This is a genomic window from Marinobacter sp. F4216, from assembly GCF_019931195.1.
Lineage (GTDB): Bacteria > Pseudomonadota > Gammaproteobacteria > Pseudomonadales > Oleiphilaceae > Marinobacter > Marinobacter suaedae.
Genome location: NZ_JAIOUO010000004.1, coordinates 502,942 through 521,283 on the forward strand (window position 1 = coordinate 502,942; position 18,342 = coordinate 521,283).

General features: G+C 57.7%; 17 protein-coding genes and 1 pseudogene. 14 read left to right on the top strand and 4 right to left on the bottom strand.

Annotated features, from left to right (window positions below):
* The first annotated feature begins 326 nt into the window (after nt 1-326).
* The 3 genes from K8I84_RS11760 (at nt 327) to K8I84_RS11770 (ending at nt 3,239) form a co-directional block, all read left to right on the top strand.
* On the top strand, nt 327-1,295 hold the full coding sequence (locus K8I84_RS11760) for an AraC family transcriptional regulator ligand-binding domain-containing protein (protein WP_223794952.1): 969 nt from the start codon (nt 327-329) through the stop codon (nt 1,293-1,295).
* Nucleotides 1,296-1,449: 154 nt separating this feature from the next.
* On the top strand, nt 1,450-1,896 hold the full coding sequence (locus tag K8I84_RS11765) for a cupin domain-containing protein (RefSeq protein WP_223794953.1): 447 nt from the start codon (nt 1,450-1,452) through the stop codon (nt 1,894-1,896).
* An 11-nt stretch (nt 1,897-1,907) separates the two neighbouring features.
* Nucleotides 1,908-3,239 (top strand): NAD(P)/FAD-dependent oxidoreductase, encoded by a 1,332-nt coding sequence (locus K8I84_RS11770; RefSeq protein WP_223794954.1) that lies wholly within the window; start codon nt 1,908-1,910, stop codon nt 3,237-3,239.
* Nucleotides 3,240-3,344: 105 nt separating this feature from the next.
* Here K8I84_RS11770 and K8I84_RS11775 read toward each other — a convergent pair whose 3' ends face one another.
* Nucleotides 3,345-3,902: a TetR/AcrR family transcriptional regulator gene (locus K8I84_RS11775; protein WP_223794955.1), complete on the bottom strand. Its 558-nt coding sequence runs from the start codon at nt 3,900-3,902 to the stop codon at nt 3,345-3,347.
* A 159-nt stretch (nt 3,903-4,061) separates the two neighbouring features.
* Here K8I84_RS11775 and K8I84_RS11780 point away from each other — a divergent pair, with 159 nt between their 5' ends.
* Nucleotides 4,062-5,054, top strand: coding sequence for an alpha/beta fold hydrolase (locus K8I84_RS11780; RefSeq protein ID WP_223794956.1), 993 nt, complete (start codon nt 4,062-4,064; stop codon nt 5,052-5,054).
* 146 nt (nt 5,055-5,200) lie between these two features.
* On the opposite strand, the gene K8I84_RS11785 is transcribed toward K8I84_RS11780, so the two are convergent.
* Nucleotides 5,201-5,575: a hypothetical protein gene (locus K8I84_RS11785; RefSeq protein WP_223794957.1), complete on the bottom strand. Its 375-nt coding sequence runs from the start codon at nt 5,573-5,575 to the stop codon at nt 5,201-5,203.
* Between the two features lie 256 nt (nt 5,576-5,831).
* On the opposite strand from K8I84_RS11785, the pseudogene K8I84_RS11790 reads away from it, so the two are divergent.
* The 10 genes and pseudogenes from K8I84_RS11790 to K8I84_RS11835 form a co-directional block, all read left to right on the top strand.
* A pseudogene (locus K8I84_RS11790) lies at nt 5,832-6,308 on the top strand (EamA family transporter); the annotation flags it as partial.
* 321 nt (nt 6,309-6,629) lie between these two features.
* On the top strand, nt 6,630-7,421 hold the full coding sequence (locus tag K8I84_RS11795) for a MotA/TolQ/ExbB proton channel family protein (protein ID WP_223794958.1): 792 nt from the start codon (nt 6,630-6,632) through the stop codon (nt 7,419-7,421).
* Nucleotides 7,408-7,803, top strand: coding sequence for an ExbD/TolR family protein (locus K8I84_RS11800; RefSeq protein ID WP_223794959.1), 396 nt, complete (start codon nt 7,408-7,410; stop codon nt 7,801-7,803). Before K8I84_RS11795 ends, K8I84_RS11800 begins: the two co-directional genes overlap by 14 nt.
* Nucleotides 7,800-8,210 carry an ExbD/TolR family protein gene (locus tag K8I84_RS11805; protein WP_223794960.1) on the top strand — a complete coding sequence of 137 codons (411 nt, stop codon included), beginning with the start codon at nt 7,800-7,802 and terminating at the stop codon, nt 8,208-8,210. The genes K8I84_RS11800 and K8I84_RS11805 overlap by 4 nt, the downstream gene beginning before the upstream one ends.
* Nucleotides 8,207-8,938 (top strand): energy transducer TonB, encoded by a 732-nt coding sequence (locus K8I84_RS11810; protein WP_223794961.1) that lies wholly within the window; start codon nt 8,207-8,209, stop codon nt 8,936-8,938. Before K8I84_RS11805 ends, K8I84_RS11810 begins: the two co-directional genes overlap by 4 nt.
* A gap of 54 nt (nt 8,939-8,992) precedes the next feature.
* The gene (locus tag K8I84_RS11815; protein WP_223794962.1) at nt 8,993-10,783 is read left to right on the top strand and encodes an ABC transporter ATP-binding protein; all 1,791 of its coding nucleotides are present in this window, start codon (nt 8,993-8,995) and stop codon (nt 10,781-10,783) included.
* 71 nt (nt 10,784-10,854) lie between these two features.
* On the top strand, nt 10,855-11,628 hold the full coding sequence (locus tag K8I84_RS11820; protein WP_223794963.1) for an ABC transporter ATP-binding protein: 774 nt from the start codon (nt 10,855-10,857) through the stop codon (nt 11,626-11,628).
* On the top strand, nt 11,618-12,556 hold the full coding sequence (locus K8I84_RS11825) for an iron-siderophore ABC transporter substrate-binding protein (RefSeq protein WP_223794964.1): 939 nt from the start codon (nt 11,618-11,620) through the stop codon (nt 12,554-12,556). Before K8I84_RS11820 ends, K8I84_RS11825 begins: the two co-directional genes overlap by 11 nt.
* Entirely contained in the window at nt 12,546-14,576 is a 2,031-nt protein-coding gene (fhuB, locus tag K8I84_RS11830; RefSeq protein WP_223794965.1) for a Fe(3+)-hydroxamate ABC transporter permease FhuB, read from the top strand. The genes K8I84_RS11825 and fhuB overlap by 11 nt, the downstream gene beginning before the upstream one ends.
* The gene (locus K8I84_RS11835; RefSeq protein ID WP_223794966.1) at nt 14,563-15,390 is read left to right on the top strand and encodes a (2Fe-2S)-binding protein; all 828 of its coding nucleotides are present in this window, start codon (nt 14,563-14,565) and stop codon (nt 15,388-15,390) included. Before fhuB ends, K8I84_RS11835 begins: the two co-directional genes overlap by 14 nt.
* Nucleotides 15,391-15,505: 115 nt before the next feature.
* Here K8I84_RS11835 and K8I84_RS11840 read toward each other — a convergent pair whose 3' ends face one another.
* Both K8I84_RS11840 and K8I84_RS16940 read right to left on the bottom strand, forming a co-directional pair.
* Nucleotides 15,506-17,593, bottom strand: a complete 2,088-nt coding sequence (locus K8I84_RS11840; RefSeq protein WP_223794967.1) for a TonB-dependent siderophore receptor — start codon at nt 17,591-17,593, stop codon at nt 15,506-15,508.
* A 524-nt stretch (nt 17,594-18,117) separates the two neighbouring features.
* Nucleotides 18,118-18,252 carry a hypothetical protein gene (locus K8I84_RS16940; RefSeq protein WP_263283093.1) on the bottom strand — a complete coding sequence of 45 codons (135 nt, stop codon included), beginning with the start codon at nt 18,250-18,252 and terminating at the stop codon, nt 18,118-18,120.
* Between the last annotated feature and the right edge of the window lie 90 nt (nt 18,253-18,342).

An 18,342-nucleotide genomic window follows, 5' to 3' on the forward strand; every position in this document is an offset into this window, starting at 1 on the left:
GATTGGCGGGGGTACAGAAGTGAAGCTACGGTCGCAAAGCGAACATTCGCTGTGTAAAGGAAGCTTACCGGCATTGAGCAGGCGTCACCCTCACCATTATTTTCTGAATTCATTGACGATTAGAGTCACCGGTCACGCCCGACTATAGCTTTCGTAAAGTGTTGCCTTTTCTGGGAAGTACGCCATCTATTAGTAAAGCACGCTGATTTCAAGTAAGTCCGCGAATATGTCTACACTCTAGGGTGGCAATACCGCCCCTTGACCGACTTTCGGAGTGCTGCTTCATCATCAGCTCAGCTCAACTCAGCTCCACTATGCTCGAAAGCGTGATTGCATCCCTAGATGGAGCGGGCATAGATCCGCATAAGGTCGGGCGGGGGGTGCCCGAGTCCCACCAGCGGGAAACCGCCGGGCCGTTCGTGCAACTGGCGGATTTCGTGGATTATCTGGAAGACGCTGCTCAGCAGCTCAAAGATCCGGCGTTAGGTCTGCGGCTCGGATTGCAGACGCCGTTGCAAGGACTGGGTCCGCTGGGATTCCTTTTACTCAACTCTCCAACTTTTTCCGCAGCGTTTGAAAATGCGCAGAATTACCTTCGAATCCATCAGAGTCAGGCCCATATCAGTGTTGTAAAGGAAGTAGACAGGATGCGAATCGCATACGCGACACCAACAATGCCCACCGTCGATCGCTTTCAGGATGGAGAGTACTCGGTAGGGGTGCTTGTCAAGGCCCTGAAGACGCTGTTTGGCGAGGCGGTCGGAACCCCTCGCATTGAGCTTCGTCGACCCTCTCCCGCCAACCCAGGGCACTTCACTCGTCTTACGGAATGCGAATTGGCCTTTGCATGCCCGCAGGACGCCCTGATCGTAGACGGGGCAATTGCTGAAGCCCCAATAACCGGCGCCGATGCCGAACTGCTGCCGGTACTGGAGGCGCACGCTCGCCATCTACTGACTCTGGCCCCCGGCGATGACGAACTGACACAACGGGTCAGGCAAATGATAGCCCAGGCCCTCCCCCAGGGCCTGCCCCGTCTGGGCGAGATCGCGGGGCAATTGGCCATGAGTGAAAGGACGTTGCAACGCCGTCTGGACGAGCGGCAACTCTCCTTCAATCGGTTGATCGAGGACATTCGCCAGCAGCTGGCCCGCGCATACGTGGCTCAGAGTTCCATGCAATTCTCCGAGATTGCGTTTCTCCTGGGCTATTCCGAGCTTAGCGCCTTTGGCCGCGCTTTCCGACGCTGGAGTGGCTCCAGCCCAAGCGCCTTCCGCCAACAACAGAATGTTTGAGGCACCCAATCTCCCTTCTTTTGAACACACTGGCCATTCTACTCCTTGGCGTGCCCGGTTCAGTTTCTGACGCGGACTGTCGAGCGCCTGGATTTGCACTCGCGGATAGTGAAGGCATTCGCCAATTGCACGACGAATTGAAGGAGCCTTACCAGTGACGACTGTCGAACATACCGCCGTAATCCGTCCCGAAAACCAGCCTTGGTGGCCGTTGCCGCTGGCCGAAGGGGCCCACATCAAAGTTCTCAAGACCGACCCGGACAACCACCGGGTGGTATTCCTGTTCCGCTTTGAGCCCGGCTGCGTGCTACCAGAGCATTATCACCATGCCAAGGCCGTGGCCTATACCGTCGCCGGGGAATGGGAATACGAAGAAGGACGTTTCCAGGCAGGGGATGTGGCGTATGAGCACGTGGGCAACCGCCATACCCCTCACAGCGAGAACGGGGCCGAACTCCTCATCATCTTCGACGGCGATGGGCCCGGCATGATCGACAGCTACCTGCCCGACGGCCGCACCATTTCTCTCGACATCGAGGCTTTCCGCCTGCTTGAACAGGGCAATATTCCGGCGGTTCTGCAACGCCTTCAGCTGGCGTGAGGAGCATCGTCATGAACCAATCTGCTTTCCCATTCACCGAGGGCTCGTTCTGGCTGGAGGCGCCCGACGACATTCAGCCTGCCCTGCGGGGCCAACAACGCTGTGACGTCGCCATCATTGGTGGCGGCTACACCGGTCTCAGTGCCGCCCTCCGGCTGCGAGAACGCGGCGTGGATGTAGCGCTGCTAGAAAAGGACTACTGTGGTTTCGGTGCCTCTGGCCGCAGCGCGGGCCACGTGACTCCCACCGTCGGCAAGGATATTCCGAGCTGCATCAGACGGTATGGCATGGAGCGAGGCATGGCCTACGTCCGCTTTGCCGAACAGGCTGTCGCTGAATTCGAGTCGCTCATCCATCGTCACGGGATCGACTGCGACTACCAGCCTACTGGTAACATTGTCGCTGGTGTGCACGAAACGCACCGGGCCAAGCTGATGGAGAGCGCCGAGTCCGTGGGCAAACTCGGCATCCGCATGCACTATCTGGATGAAACCGCCATGCGCGAGCGCGGGCTTCCTCCAGCGTTCCGGTTCGGCGTGCACGAGGACTGTGGCGGTACCATCCACCCCGGGAAGTACGTTCTGGGGCTGCGTTCAGCGGCACTCAAGGCTGGCGTCAGAATCTACGAGCATTCGCCGGTAAGCCGCATCGATGAAGGCTCAACCGTGTCTCTCTACACCGGCACGGGAGTGCTGAAGGCTCCGCAGGTCATGCTGGCCACCAATGCCTATGCCCCTGCCGAACTGGGCCTAATGAAATCCCGCATACTTCCGGTGCGGGTAAGCCAGTTCACTACGCGGCCGCTGACCGATGCGGAACTGGAGTCGATTGGATGGCCCAATCGAGAGGGCATCTACACCGCACACGAAATGCTGGAAAACTATCGCCTAACTGCGGACCGGCGAATCGTTGGCGGGTCCAAGGTGATCCATTACGCCTACGGCAGTCGACTCGCAGATGGATATCAGCCCTCAGCTTTCCGCACCATCGAGCAGGCCTTTCGCGACCGCCTGCCTGAACTCCGGAACGTTCCCATCGAGACATACTGGGGCGGTTGGGTGGCCATGACCCTGGACTTCCTACCCGTTAACGGCAACCTGGGCGCACACCGCAATATTGCCTATTACGCTGGCTGCAACGGCCACGGTATTCCCCAGTGCAGCCTCATGGGAGGAGCTTTAGCAGATTGGATTCTGAGCGAAGATACCAGCTTCACAAAACTGTTCCAACGCATCCAAATCCCTTTTCCCCCGGAGCCTCTGCGCTGGGCTGTTCTAAAGAGCCTCAACGCTCTGCTTGCGTGGAGCGATCAGCGTATCGACCACGCCCTGCGGCGAGCCTGACCATTGGCGATGGAATTAAAAGCGCTTTTAATTCCAAAATTGATCGCAGCCACAATCGTTGTTGTTTTCGGTAGTGCGGGCGCTGGTCGCAAAGCGGGCATTTGCTCAAACGCCGCCTTTCGCTGCCGCCAGAAGCTCCTTTGCCAGAGCCTCATCATCCACCGCCCGGGCGAGAATAATCGCTCCGACCATGGTGGACAGCGCCACCATCGCCTGCTCCCGACGGGTTTTTCCCCGTTTGCGAGGAATGATGGATTCCACGGTGCCCAGCAGGGACCTCAGGCCTTTGGTCATGACGGCTTTCAGGGGGTTGCCCCGGCGCGGAGCCTCCACCGCCAGGGTGGTGAAGGCGCAACCGCTTTCGGGGTGCTCCTGGTGGTGCGGCGACAGGTAGGCGTGTTTGAAGGCTTCCCAGTGGTCGTCGCTCATTCGCATTAACAGCGCCCAGTTGTCGTCGTTTTCCTTTAGCGCCTGCCCCACCGCCTGGGTGACCAGGTCGTCTTTTGATTTGAACTGGCCGTAAAAACCGCCGTGGGTCAGGCCCGCCGACTTCATTAGTTCAGCCACGCCGATGCCGTCGATGCCACACTGCCGAAACTCGCGGGCAGCGGTCTCTAGCACCTTCTGTCGGTTCTTCTCGGCCTGTTCGCGGCTCACTCTCATGCGTTCAATCCTGCTTCCAGTCTGCACACAGCTAATGTTTCAAAAACTCGTTGACACACTTTAAATGATGAACATAATCAAAACAATTAAATGATGTTCGTCATTTAAGATGCCAAAGATAGTAAAGCAGCGGGTGACCTACACCCAGCAAAGGAGGCAATGATGAATACCATTAAAACGCATGGTTGGCTGTACCTGAACACCCCCAAAAACTGTCGTGCGCTGGCATCACTATTGATCGCCAGTGTCCTTAGCGTGGCGACGGCGGCCTGCACCACAAGCACTACAAACACCCAGAACGCAACGGAAACAACTCCCATGAGTACCGCAACGACAGCCACCGAAACCCAATTCATGAGCATTAACGATCGCCAAATCGCCTATCGCAGCATCGGTGAAGGAGCGCCCCTTCTGCTAATCAACCGCTTCCGCGGCACCCTAGACACCTGGGATCCGGCGTTCATTGGGTCATTGGCCGAGTCGCGCAAAGTGATCATCATGGATTACCCGGGTATTGGCTATTCCGAGGGCACACTGTCATTGGATGCGAAAGAGGTGGCGGCCGATGTAAAGAGGTTTGCCGAGCAACTGGCACTGGGCAAAGTCGATCTTTTAGGCTGGTCCTACGGCGGCCTGATTGCGCAATATGTGGCCTTCCTGCACCCGGACACGGTTCACAAAGTGGTGCTCGTGGGCACCAACCCGCCTGGCAAACCAGAGGTGCCTATGGAACAAGCCTTTCAGCAGCACGCGCTGAAACCAGCCTATGCTTTGGAAGATTACACGGTGCTTTTTTTCGAGCCAAAGTCCGAGTCTAGCCGGGCGGCAGCGAAGGCCTCCATGGAGCGTTACTGGGAGAAAGTGGATCACAGCAAGGTGCCCGGTACCATGGAGATGTTCCAGCGCTACATTGGAGGAATGCGCGGTGTGATGGCGGATGCCGATGACTTGCGCAAGGAGTTCGCCACAACAGAGGTTCCGATGCTGGTCTTAATGGGCGACCACGACATTTCCTTTGCGGTGGAGAACTGGTTCCCACTGGTGCGCGAAGCCCCGAAGATGCAGCTGGTCGTTTTTCCGGAGGCGGGTCATGCGCCGCACTTCCAGTACCCAACGATGTCGGCAGCGTACATCGATGGCTTTCTGAGATAACTGCGAAACTTAATTACCAGTGCTAATGGTCGACCCTCCAGTCGACCATTAGCCTCCAGCGATGGCTGGCCAGCATGCGATGTGATCCGACTTAAGCTAACCGCTTTCAGGTTCTCATCGCTGCAAAGATACGGCGCGCCCTTGTCCTATTTCCATTTAAGGACACCTCTCTGCTGCAAAAAGAACAAAGTCGAGAGGACCCAGGAGGTTAACAGGGTAGCGATTAGGACATATTCAAGATGTCCTGGAACGGGAACGATTTTGGTTTCTGGAAAGATTTCCCGGTATTGGGATCCGATGTAAAACGCCGAATCGACGGTAGTCAATAGTGCCGAGGCGGTTCCGACCAAAAAAGTTGAGTAGATCACTGTAACGAGAATCGAGAAGGTCAGTGACAACTTGTCGCTCACCAGATAGGCGGCAATCATATAAGCCGTCCAAACAGTGAAAAAATTGCTTCCATGGACGCCGATTTCTGAGCGCAGAGTAGATATGAGGGTTAAAAACTGGAGTTCGGTCATGGGATTGTTCAAGGCGGTTTTGAATGAAGATATTGCACTTCAACAAGGCACACGCGATTCTTTTCGACATGAAGCACCACATTGAGAACGCTACGATCAGCAATGCGTACCTAACGAATGGGAGCATCAGGCCTGAAACAACACCACAACCCATATGTTCGCTTTTGTTTAGGAACGGTCCAAATCAGAGTGGCGAAAGGCACTCGGTTTCGCTTTTTTTTGCTTTATGGAGATAACCGTCGCCAAAACTGTTGGCATGATTCTGAGGCCTGTCGAATTTGACTGGGCAGCCATTGCCGCACTGGGCTCGGCCTTTACCCTGGCTATCAATGCTGTGATGGTGCGTAAGCTCCCCAAGCAGCAGTCCACGATTCACAAGCTGTTTCTGAACTACCTGCTGATTGTTCCAGCCGCAGCAGTTTTGGCACTCTGGGAAGGTGCCAGTTGGGATGGCTCAATGCTCATTAGTGCCTCAGGCTCGGCACTGTTCATCTTGGGCTACAACATGACGGTCTTGCTCGCGTACCAGCAGGTGGATGCAAATCAAGTAACCAGCGCGGAATATACGGGTTTGATATGGGCGGTATTGATCGGATGGGTAGGTTTCAATGAGATGCCAGACCTCTGGTTCGCCGTAGGCAGCGTCATGATCGTCGTGCCATTAATCCTGATTGGCTTGCGTTCGCGGCAGCGGAACGATCGAATGCTCCGGGCTCATCCGGTGAATGGCTGACGCCCTTAGCCGATAGAGATACCAAGGGAGGCCCCTCCCCTCTGGCGGGACCTAAAAGGGGTTGGGGTCGTTCCCAAGCTGAGCAGGTCACACGAAGCTGAATGCGGCGTTTTAAAGACTGATTGGGGGGTACAGAAGTGAAGCTACGGTCGCAAAGCGGACATTCCTATTAGCTCGTCAGACCTGATTAATATCTAACTTAGGAATTGATGCCTAATTCATATGCTTCCTAGCCTGCTTCGTTAATCCTCCACCTTGCAATGCCAATGCAAATCATTATCATTACCGAGCATCAGATTGCACTCGACGGAATCAGTGACCATGCTCGACCCGATTAGTTTTACCCACATACTCCCTGATCCCATGAGTCAGTTGGTCGATATGGGTGGGCCGATCATGCTGGTCTTAATGACCCTTACTCTGCTCGGGGCGATCACATTTTGCTATCTGATGCTAATTGGGGCTCTCTACGCCCCGCGGATGACCGGACCACTAAAACGCACAATCGAACAGTGGCAGCAAGAGCCCTCGTCGGTGATTCCCAGTCGTTTACGCCCCGAAGGCGGCCTGCTGATCGGGAGGAACCCGCTTCGGCTGCTGGTGGCTGATGTGATCGACGCCCGCAAGCAGGGGATCGATGGCCAGAAAATCCGGGAAATCGCGGCGCGAGATGCCGAACGAGCGCTGGAGCCGTTCGAGGCCCCCCTGAAAATCATGGAAGTGATTGCTGCCCTGGCCCCACTACTTGGGCTACTGGGAACGGTCATTGGCATGATGGAGGCCTTTGGTGCCATGGCTTCAGCCGAAGGCAGAGCGGACGCCGCTCTGCTCAGCGGAGGTATCTACAAGGCGCTTACCACCACGGCAGCGGGACTGGTGGTTGCGATTCCCTTTGCCGCGCTCGCCGCCTGGGTGGAATTCCGCTTGCGGCGACTCCACGGCATGATCAATGGCACGCTGGTTACCATTTTGAACCCGTCGACTGCCACAGTCGCTGACGAGAGCCCGACCGCAGCGCCCACACCCTCAAACCAGGGAGACGCGGGAACCACCGATATACCGGATACGAAGACACAACACGAAGGGCTGGCTCTGCGCCATGCAACTGGTTGAACCGCGGCCAAACCGCCCTATCCCGATTCGCCTGACGCCGCTGATCGACGTGGTGTTCATACTGCTGGTATTTTTCATGGTGACCAGTCGGCTTTCGCCGGTCGACACGCTGGAACTGGCGAATCACCGTGCCGAATCGCCTGCTAAAGCAACCACTCCATTGCCAACATTGGTTCTGGCCGTATCCGGCGAACTCCGCTGGAATAACGAAACCCGGCCTATCGACCAGTTGGTGGAATCGCTGAAGCAAATGGAAGTTGAGGAAGTGGTGCTCAAGACCGAGGCGCGAGCCACCTTATCCCACTTCACTCAGGCATTGAGCCACTTGGAACAAGCCGGGATTACGACGCACTGGGAACGCACTGCTCCGGAGGCGCTATGATGGACCTCTCACCACCCTCTCTCGCCTCCGGCAAATCGTTACTGGACCGGGTGGAAGATGCCCTTTTACCACTGATCAATCTGGTTTTCCTGCTGCTGATGTTTTTCATCGCGGCCGGTCAGCTCGCAAGCATCCCCCTGCCAGATCTGCCTGGCACACCTGCCAACGACGCGCCGGTGCGTCCCGAGGCGCATCTGCTCGTTACCAGTGATGCTCGATGGCGCGTTGACGGGCAACCTGTTGACGAACAAAGTCTGCTGGCCTCGCTGCCAGAAATGGAAGAAAACGAGCCTCTGCGGATTGCCGCTGCGGAAACCATCACCATGGCCGACCTGACCAATCTGTTTGCCCTGTTGGAAACCGGCGGTTATCACAGCGTATTGCTATTGACGGAGCCGCTGTTGTGAAGGCGCCTGGCATCTGGCATCGCTTGGGTCTTCTGGTCATTGCAGCCTTACTGACCACGGCCGCACTGGGTTGGGCTTTGCCAACGCGGCCACTGAAACTGCCAGAGTTCGGGGCGACCAGCAGCAAACAACCACCTGCCCTTCAGATCAGCCTGGCGCCGACGGTAGCCCAGGCACCCAGCACGGAAGAGAAAAGCGAATCGGATACGGATTCGACGATCCAACCACAACCGGAGCCCAAATCTGAGCCTGAGCCTGAGCCTGAGCCTGAGCCTGAGCCTGAGCCTGAGCCTGAAGCGGAGGTTACCCCTCCGGCGACTGATACCCAACCACTGGTGACAGCCAATACATCGGTCGATACCGACGACCATGACATCGTTGAAGCGCCTGCCCGAGCATCATCCGAGCCCGTTCAATTGCAAAATGCCGGCTCCCCGCAGGCGGTCAATAATTACCTGTCACGACTGGCCCAACACCTTCGCCGCCATTACCGCTACCCCACTCGGGCACGGCGGCTGGGACAGGAAGGCACCCCCGAGGTGGTCTTTGAGTTTCGCCGGGACGGCACCTTGATAGAGCACAGTCTGCGCCAACGCTCAGGGCATGAGCTGCTCGACCGGGCCGTTCTTGAAATGCTGTCCCAAGCAGCCCCGTTACCGGCAGTACCAGACACCATGAAGGGAAACACCTTCCACTACGTATTACCCATCAGCTTCCGCCTGAGATAAGAGCCCCGACGGGCTCTACCCTTGATTCAAAGTCAACGAACCCGGAGTTTTTCTGTGTCGCAATCCCCCAGTCCATCCGACAGTAGCTTTACCGCGCTGGTACGCCTGCTGAAGTACGCGCGTGGCTATCGAAGGCAGATTATTGCTGCAACCGCCTGCTCCATTATCAATAAACTGTTCGACATCGCCCCGGAAATTCTGATCGGGGTCGCCATCGACGTAGTGGTGAATCAGGAACAAAGCTTCGTGGCGGGGCTCGGCTTCGAATCGGCACGGGAACAAATCACCATCCTTGCGGTGCTGACCTTCTTCATCTGGGCCGGTGAATCGCTGTTCGAATATCTGTTTCAGATCCTCTGGCGCAACCTTGCTCAGCGTCTGCAATCGGATCTTCGACAGGATGCCTACGAACACACCCAACGGCTGGACATGAGCTTTTTCGAGGCGCGCAGTTCCGGTCAGCTGGTCGCTACAATGAATGACGATGTCAACCAGCTGGAGCGCTTCCTCGACGGCGGCGCCAACGCCATGATTCAGGTCCTGGTCACGGTCGTGGCGGTGGGCGCTGTGTTCTTCGTTATTTCCCCCACCGTGGCCCTGCTGGCGTTCACACCGATACCTCTGATCATCTGGGGCGCGTTTTACTTCCAGCGCAAGGCCGGACCACTCTACGCCGATGTGCGGGATAAGGTAGGCGATCTGTCCAGCCGCCTGGCCAATAACCTCGGCGGCATCGCCACCATCAAAAGCTTTACTGCGGAGCAGCGCGAGGCAGAGCGCCTGAAAGCCAGCAGCGAGGCGTATGTGCAAGCCAACCGCCGAGCTATCCGGATCAGCTCTGCGTTTATCCCTGTCATTCGGATGGCGATCCTTGCCGGTTTCCTTGCCACCTTCACCGTGGGCGGAATGATGGCTCTGGAAGGCACGTTGAATGTCGGAGCCTACGGCGTTCTGGTTTTCCTTACCCAGCGCTTGCTCTGGCCTTTGACCGGGCTTGCGGAGGTTATTGACCTGTTCGAACGGGCCATGGCCAGCACTCGTCGGATTCTCAACCTACTCGCCGAGCCAGTCCATGTACGGGACGACGGCGGTAGAGATCTACCCCAACCAGTGCGAGGTGACGTAGAGTTTCGCAATGTCAGTTTCCATTACGAAGAGAGCGGCGCTGGCATCCGGGAGATCAACCTCAAGATACCCGCCGGCCACACCCTGGCTTTGGTAGGCGCAACCGGCTCTGGCAAATCCACGCTGATCAAACTCCTGCTTCGTTTCTATGATCCAGGCGAAGGTGACATCTGCATTGATGGTCTGCCGCTACGGCATATCAACCTCCAATCCCTGCGAAGTGCTATTGGCCTGGTGAGTCAGGACGTCTACCTGTTCGAAGGTTCTATCCGCGAAAACCTTGCCTATGGAAACCCGGATGCCACCGATGAACAAATCAAGGAGGCCGCCAAAACTGCCGAAGCCTGGTCCTTTATCAACGCCCTTCCGCAAGGTCTGGATACACCGGTCGGCGAGCGCGGAGTGCGACTCTCCGGGGGCCAGCGTCAGCGACTCTCCCTGGCTCGCGCGCTTCTAAAGGACCCACCCATTCTCGTTCTGGACGAGGCCACCAGTGCGATAGATAACGAAACGGAAGCGGCCATCCAGCGTTCACTTCGCCGCATAGGGCACAACCGCACGGTCATCATGATTGCTCACCGGCTTTCAACGATTGTCGATGCCGACACCATCGCGGTGATTGAAAACGGCCGGGTAATTGAACAGGGAAGCCACGAAACTCTGATTGCCAAAGGCGGGGCTTATCTGGCCCAGTGGCGCGTCCAAACCGGTCAAGCGTGAATTCCTTTTTTGCGATTGATAGTGATTCGCATTTATATTAACCTGCGACCTACTAGCAAGAGGGAGTCTGCATGTCGGCGTTCTTTGACGTATCAAACCTGAGTGTTCGAATTGGTGAAACCCCCATCCTCGACAACATTAACCTTGGGTTCAGGGAGGGCGAGGTTACCGCCCTGCTGGGCCATAACGGCTCAGGGAAGTCGACACTGTTAAAAGTTCTGGCGCGGCATCAGGCTCCGTCGAGGGGACAGGTCAGTTTGGAGGGCCAGCCCGTGCAAAAATGTGGCGCCCGCGCTTTTGCCCGCACCGTGGGTTACCTGCCCCAGCACCCACCAGCAACCGACGGTCTGACGGTGCGCGAGCTGGTCAATCTCGGGCGCTATCCCTGGCGCGGCCCACTTGGTCGATACAAGAACGAAGACCACGCACTGATCGATCAGGCCATCCGAGACACCGGGCTTCAACACTTCGCGCACAGGGCGGTCGACACCCTCTCCGGCGGCGAACGTCAGCGGGCGTGGATTGCGATGCTGCTGGCGCAGCAAACTCGTTGCCTGCTTCTGGACGAACCCATTTCGGCGCTGGACGTAAAACATCAGGTCGAAACCCTTCGTCTGGTGCATCGTCTGGCCGAACAACGGGATCTGACCGTGATCGTGGTACTGCACGATGTGGACCTGGCAGCTCGTTTCTGCGATCGCCTGGTCGCCGTCAAGCACGGCCGACTCGTGGCCGACGGCACGCCCCGGGAAATCATGGAAGCCGGCACACTGGAAACCATTTACGACGTGCCCATGGGCGTCATGGCGCGAGCTCCCGGCCACTGGGTTTCCTATGTTCACTAGGCTGTTCACGAATAGCCGGCTGCTGGTCGTAGCGCTAGCAATACTGGCCGCCGCGCCCTCCTTTGCTGGGTCCTGGCACCATGAAAATGGCACTTTGGAACTCGACGAGCGACCTCAGCGCATCGTCGCGCTCAACTGGGCGGCCACCGAGGCCCTGTTACTACTGGGCGTTACTCCCGTAGGCGTGGCCGATCTGGCGGGCTATAGCTATTGGGTGGCCGAACCTTCGTTACCCGAGTCGGGCGTTCACAATGTCGGCACTCGGGTCGCCCCCAGCCTGGAAGCGATCGCCGAGTTGAAACCGGATCTGATCGTCACCAGTGCCGAAATGGCACCCGCCGCCGATCTGCTGGAACAAATTGCACCAACCTATGTGGTTAGCGTTTACCGGAAAGGCTCACAGCCCTTCAATCAAGCCCTCAGCATGCTCACCACACTGGGTCAAATACTGGACCGTGAAGAACGGGCCCAGGCAGTGATTGACGACATCGAACAAACCCTCGCTCGGCTTCGGGCTCGGTTGGCCAACGCCGGAGTGACAGAGCGCCCGGTGGCATTGGTAAATTTTCTGGATGATCGCCACGTGCGTATCTATGCGCCCAACGGCCTTTTTCAAACCGCACTCGATGCGCTCGGGCTGACTAACGCCTGGCCCCACGATGGCAATTTCTGGGGCTTTTCAGTCGTTGGCCTGGAAGCAATCGCGCCGTTTCCTGACGCCCGGCTGGTCGTACTGTCGCCTACGCCGCCCGGACTGAGCGAAAACCTTACTGATAGTCCTTTCTGGACACACTTTCCACCGGTTCAGCGCGACCAGGTGTACCAAGTGGATGCGGTCTGGCCCTTTGGCGGCGTATTCCCGGTGAAGCGCCTTGCCCTCCAGATTACCGACAGCCTGTTGGCCGGAGGTTCCAACCTTGTACAGTGACGCCTCTCCCCTACACGCGCAACGACCGACACTTCCGGCCCGACTGCCAATGGCAGCCGCCGCTCTCTGGTTCACTGCATTTCTTGCCAGCGCCCTGCCCTGGCTGAATCAGCTTGAGCCCGCGGCTCTCTTAAGCGCCTTCTGGACCTTCAACCCCGATAGTTACCCCTCCGTACTGGCCCATTTCAGCTGGGCACCGCGGGTCTCGATGGCAATACTGGTGGGCGCAGCGCTGGGACTGGCCGGCGCAGTGACCCAACAAATTCTGGGCAATCCACTGGCCTCGCCGACCACGCTGGGGGTCGCCGCCGGAAGCCAGTTTGGTGTCACCGTCGCTTCCCTGTTTTTTCCGGGCGTACTGGCCTTCAGCCCCGATCTGCCAGCCATTGCAGGCGGTCTGCTGGCCATTGCCATGGTCATCGCCCTGACGTGGCGCCTGGGCTTCTCGCCGGTAACGGTTATCCTCGCCGGACTGGTGATCACCTTTTTCTTGGGCGCCATGAACATGGCCTTCCTGCTGCTCAAAGGCGAATGGCTGGGCAACTTGTTCATCTGGGGCGCGGGTTCTCTGATGCAGAACAACTGGCAGCCCTTTATCAATCTGTGGCCCCGCGTTCTCATTCTGGCGAGCCTCATGTTGCTGTTGATGCGTCCACTGCAACTGCTCCAGCTTGGCGAGACATCGGCCAACTCTCTGGGCGCGCGAGTGAGCTGGGTTCGCGCCTCGGCGCTTTTTCTCGTGGTGATGCTCAGCGCCACGGTGGTCAGTCGGGTCGGCGTAATTGCCTTTGTCGGCCTGGCGGCCCCGGTACTGGCCCGGTTGTTGGGCGCACGTACACTCGAATCCCGGATTGGCTGGAGCACGATGCTGGGCGGCGGCCTGCTGCTACTGGCAGATACCCTGGCCCACTTGGCCTCGTCCTGGGGGGATGGTTCGCTCATTCCCACTGGCACCACGACGGCGCTCATTGGCGGGCCGATCATCCTGTTGGCCCTGCAAGGCTTCAGGAACGCCCACCACATGCCGGGCCAGACCTCCACCCCGGCCGGCTTTCTGCCGCGACGGAGGCCTGCTGGAATTGTCTGCGCGATAGTTGCCGCGCTGCTATTACTGACCGTTTCTATCTCCATGGGCTGGTCACCGGGTCTGGACGGATGGAGCTGGACTCAGGTCAGCCAATGGAACGACGCGTGGGTGTGGCGAGGCCCGAGAATGTTGGCGGCAATTCTGGCCGGTGTGGCACTCGGGCTGGCCGGAACACTGATTCAGAGAATGACCGGTAACCCAATGGGCAGCCCCGAAATGCTGGGCATTAGCGGCGGTGCTGCCTTGCTGATGGTGGTGGTTGTGCTTTCCGGCCTGGAGGCTGGTCGCACAGTCCAGCTGATTGCAGCCACCGGTGGCGCGGCCGGGGCACTTGGCCTGCTTATTATCTTGGCTCGCCGTCACCGCTTTGCCGGCAACCAATTACTGCTGGGCGGCCTGGCCCTGTACGTATTCATGGACGCAGGGCTGCGCCTGGTTATGGCCTCCGGCGGCACCGAGGCGTCCAAGCTGTTGAGCTGGATGTATGGCTCTACCTGGCTGGTGTCTGAGTCAGAGGCTATCGGATTACTGGTTTTCGTCTTGGCCATCAGCGCTATGCTGGCAGCCATTGTCCGCCCGCTGACGATCCTGCCCCTTGGTGATATCTCAGCGTCATCATTGGGCTTGTCGGTTGGCCGGGCCCGCCTGTTACTACTTCTTCTGGCTGCCGTGATGACGGCAGCCGCAACGGTCGTGATCGGACCACTCAGCTTTGTTGGACTGATTGCACCTCACCTGGCTCGTGTACTCGGGCAGCAAACCGTTGGCCGCCAACTCCAGACCGCAGCCTTGGTTGGTGGTCTGCTGCTGGGCGTCGCGGATTACTTCTCCCGGATCGTCGTCTATCCCAATCAGCTACCGGCAGGCTTACTCGCGGCCCTTGTCGGCGGCTTGTATTTCCTGTGGGGGCTCAGCCGACATGGCCGAGCCTGAACGCAGTCCAGACCTGACGGCCTGGGCCGATCGCTACGACCGGTTACTGGGCGCCTCGGGGCTCGATCGGAGAACCGTTCTTAACAACGCCCTCCAGGGGGACCGAGGACAACGTCGGCGGCTGTTTTCTCTGGCCCAGTGCCTCGCACAACCTGATCTCCTGATTCGTCAGATAGCAGAGGATTATCCACACGCCTGTTCGCCCCAAAGCCGCAGAGCCTACCTGTCAGTACTTCATCAGGGCTTGGCTCTGTCCGTAATAGCGCCACTTACCGTGCGCCTGTTTCGTGATGGTCAGGCCCCCGCCCCCAATCCCGATCGCATTTTCCTGGAACCCCTGGCGCAAGGGGAACAAACGACAATGCGATGGTTTCAGGCGCCCGACGAGGTACCGTTGGATGAGTCAGGTTTCATACACGAGGCAGGAAAGCAGACCTCGCACTGGTACCCGACATTTCGGCAAGCCTTTGGTGTGAGCCCGGGAGCCTACTGGAGCAGCGTTGGGCTGGGGTTGGGAGCGCCTTTCTCCGCAGTGTGGAACCTGGCGGAACCCAACTCGCTGTGCGATCTCGCACAGCAATGGCTAGCGGCGTTCAATAATGACACCGATCGGTTTGTGGGCTGGATTCCTGCGGTCTTTGGTGAGCAGACAACGGCGATTCCCCAGCGCAAAGGCTGCTGCCTGAAATACCTGTTGCCGGAGGGCGGATACTGTGGGACCTGCGGGGTATACCGCAAGCAGAGGATGGCGGCACTCAGCCCGCAGGGCCGACGCCAAACGCCAGGCCAATGGCGGCCAGAGCGACAACAATAATACTGGCAACTGCGGCCAGTTTAAGTCCTTCGATCATTTCCTGTTCGGGTGTCATTCCTTCGCGCCCTGTTGCAAATTCGCCGGGAGCGGGGCAATCCCTGCCCCCGGCGCCGGATCAATAAATCCAGGACACGGTGAGACTGGCGTTAGCCGGCTCGCCGTAGAATCCCTGGGCAGAGGTACCGAATTTTTTCAAACTTTCGATATACTTTTCATCGGTCACGTTATTGACGTTGAGTGTGGCGTTCCAGTTGCGAGCAACGTCGTAACTGGCCATCAAGTCAACCACGGCATAGGCATCCTGCTCAGTCACGATGGTTGTACCCGCGTTCGGACCCGTGGTGGCAACGCCCTGCTCCTGACTGATCTCCGACTGCCAGCGAATCTGACTGCCCAGCTCCAGGCCTTGAATACCCGGGACTTTCCACGTACCGCGCAGCTGAGCCAGGTGCTCGGGGACGAAGGTCTTGGCTTCGTTGCCGTCGGCGTCTTCGATATCAACGAACGCGTAACCGGCAAACAGCTGGATGCGATCCGTCAACTCTCCGACGATTTCCAACTCGATACCCTGGCTTTCCAGTCCGTCAATCCCGCGATAGTAAACATCTTGGGTGCCGGCATAGGTGCCAGCGGCTTCGGCGACGTTCCGCTGCTCGGTCTGGAACACAGCCACGGTAGTGTTGATGCGATCGTCCCGGAACTCACTCTTCAGACCCAACTCGTAGTTGACACCATCAAGCGGGTCCAGCCGGTCACGGTTGATGTCCAATTCCGTTTGCGGGGTGAAGATTTCGGTGTAACTAGCATACACCGAGTGATCGTCATTGAGGTCGTAGATCAAACCGGCGTAGGGAGTGTCGACCGCATCATAGCTGGTGCTTTTGGTATTGCCGTAGCTTTCACCATCGCTGTCGAGCCAAGTCACCCGCAACCCCGTTACTGCCGTCAGGCCATCGGCCAATCGCCAACGAGCCGCGACGTAAGTAGCCGTTTCCTTGTCCGTCCAGTCGGAACCATTTACGCCGTTATCAAAGGCGGAGCGGGGATAATCACCTTCCCACTCGTCCAGCGGTGGCAAGGGATCGCCAATGCCCTGCCCGAAACGGGACTCGTCCACCGTTTCCGAGCGCGACCAGCTGACACCTGCCACCAGTTCGTGAGTCTGACCAACAAGGTTGAATGGCCCCGTGGCATAGGTATCCACCACCCATTGCTCGGTGTTCAGCTCATATTGGCTCGGATAAGCGAACAATCCCTCTCCCGTCACCGGGTCCGGGGTCCCGTACTGGTAGAAGAGTTCAGAGTCGCTGTCGTTTTCCAGCCGGAAAATCGTGCCCTGGGCCTTCCAGCCGCCAGTCAATTCCTGCTGCAACTCGACAAAGCTGTTGTGTTGAGTGTTGTTCCAGTACGACCAATCCGAGGCGGTGCTGGTAGAACGTGCAAAGTCGGTGGCGGTACCGTCGGTGTAGAACAAAGGCAACGCGCCCCAGAGCGGGCTGTCAGTGTCGGAGGTCTGAATGGCATGGCCCGCAGTGAGCAACGTGGTATCAGTAAGATCGGCCTCCAGCACGCCGTAGAACATCTGTTTCTCGTTGCTGTAGCGGTCCAGGTACGACTCCTTATCCTCGTAGCCTGCGACCACACGACCACGCACCTTACCGGAAGCTGCAACCGACCCCGTTACATCCCCAACAATCCGCTTCTTGTTCCAGGACCCCCCAGTTACCGCCACAGAGGCGTTGGTATCAACCGTAGGGCGCTTACGAATAAGGTTCACCGTGGCTGCGGGGTTGCCCGAGCCAGTCATCAGACCGTTAGCCCCCCGCAAGACCTCGATCCTATCGAAGAACGCCGTATCCAGTTCACCCTGTACGTTGTCATACACCGCCGGCAGGCCCACACCATCATATTGAAAGTTGGTGATGTCGAAGCCGCGGGAGGTGTAGTAAGTCCGGTCGGTTTCGACCGATTCCACCGTCACGCCGGTGGCGCCCTCAAGCACTTCGTTGACATCATTCTGGGCAAAGTCATCCATCTGCTTGCGTGTCACCACGGTGACCGCCTGCGGTGTTTCGCGATGCGAGAGTTCCATTTTGAGAGAGGTGGTGGTGGCGGAGGGCGTGTAGCTTCCGGTGAACTCTGAGGGTGTCTGTGTACGTTGGGCAGAGACCTCGAGCACCTTCAGGGTCGCAGGTTCACTCACCTGGGCTGCCGCAAGGGCTGGAAGATAGGCGCATGAGATTACTGAAAAAAGGGCCTTTCGGCGGAATGCCGGCCTGAGAAGTCGGGACATCGTTTTCTCCATGAGTGACTTTCTGTATTCCTGATATTTTCGCGAATTGTAATGCGAATCCTTCTCATTAACAATAATCATGTAGATCCATGCCGACTCCAGCTAGATGTGCTTTGAACGGACAAACTACGTTGAGTCAGATAGGAAGAGAAACAAGACTAAAAATTCAGAGCGAGCGACAGCAGATCGGCCGGCCATGCAAATAACTCTTGTGTTGGCTATGACGAAGTTCTAAAAAAGCTGCCCAGATGCTCGTTCTGGCGCACAAGCCGACAACAAAAATATAAAATGCGAGCCTCCGCTTGTGTTTAGAAACCCGGGAGGCCTCCACTGTTTAGGAACGGCCCAAATCAGAGTGGCGAAAGGCACTCGGTTTCGCTTTGTTTTATGGAGATAACCTTCGCCAAAGCTGTTGGTGTGGCTCCAAGACGTCTTTACCCAAGCAACCCCGGATCGATACCAGCTTTATCCAAAGCCCGCTTTATTCGACGTCGATACTTGTCCGCGGTACCGCCGTTTTCCATCGCCAGGTCGACATAGCTCCAGCCCGCGAGGTTTCGTTTAATCAAATCGATATCCTCCTGTAACCATCCCCTAAAATCGGTGCATGCGTAATTAGAGTTCTCCGGCCTACAATGAGGCAAACGGAGAACAGCATG

Bases quoted from the DNA above. Each gene is read 5' to 3' on its own strand.
- K8I84_RS11820 (WP_223794963.1), top strand. From the start codon at position 10,855: ATGTCGGCGTTCTTTGACGTATCAAACCTGAGTGTTCGAATTGGTGAA.
- K8I84_RS11805 (WP_223794960.1), top strand. From the start codon at position 7,800: ATGATGGACCTCTCACCACCCTCTCTCGCCTCCGGCAAATCGTTACTG.
- K8I84_RS11775 (WP_223794955.1), bottom strand. From the start codon at position 3,902: ATGAGAGTGAGCCGCGAACAGGCCGAGAAGAACCGACAGAAGGTGCTA.
- K8I84_RS11785 (WP_223794957.1), bottom strand. From the start codon at position 5,575: ATGACCGAACTCCAGTTTTTAACCCTCATATCTACTCTGCGCTCAGAA.
- K8I84_RS11835 (WP_223794966.1), top strand. From the start codon at position 14,563: ATGGCCGAGCCTGAACGCAGTCCAGACCTGACGGCCTGGGCCGATCGC.
- K8I84_RS11770 (WP_223794954.1), top strand. From the start codon at position 1,908: ATGAACCAATCTGCTTTCCCATTCACCGAGGGCTCGTTCTGGCTGGAG.
- K8I84_RS11795 (WP_223794958.1), top strand. From the start codon at position 6,630: ATGCTCGACCCGATTAGTTTTACCCACATACTCCCTGATCCCATGAGT.
- K8I84_RS11780 (WP_223794956.1), top strand. From the start codon at position 4,062: ATGATGAATACCATTAAAACGCATGGTTGGCTGTACCTGAACACCCCC.
- K8I84_RS11800 (WP_223794959.1), top strand. From the start codon at position 7,408: ATGCAACTGGTTGAACCGCGGCCAAACCGCCCTATCCCGATTCGCCTG.
- K8I84_RS11825 (WP_223794964.1), top strand. From the start codon at position 11,618: ATGTTCACTAGGCTGTTCACGAATAGCCGGCTGCTGGTCGTAGCGCTA.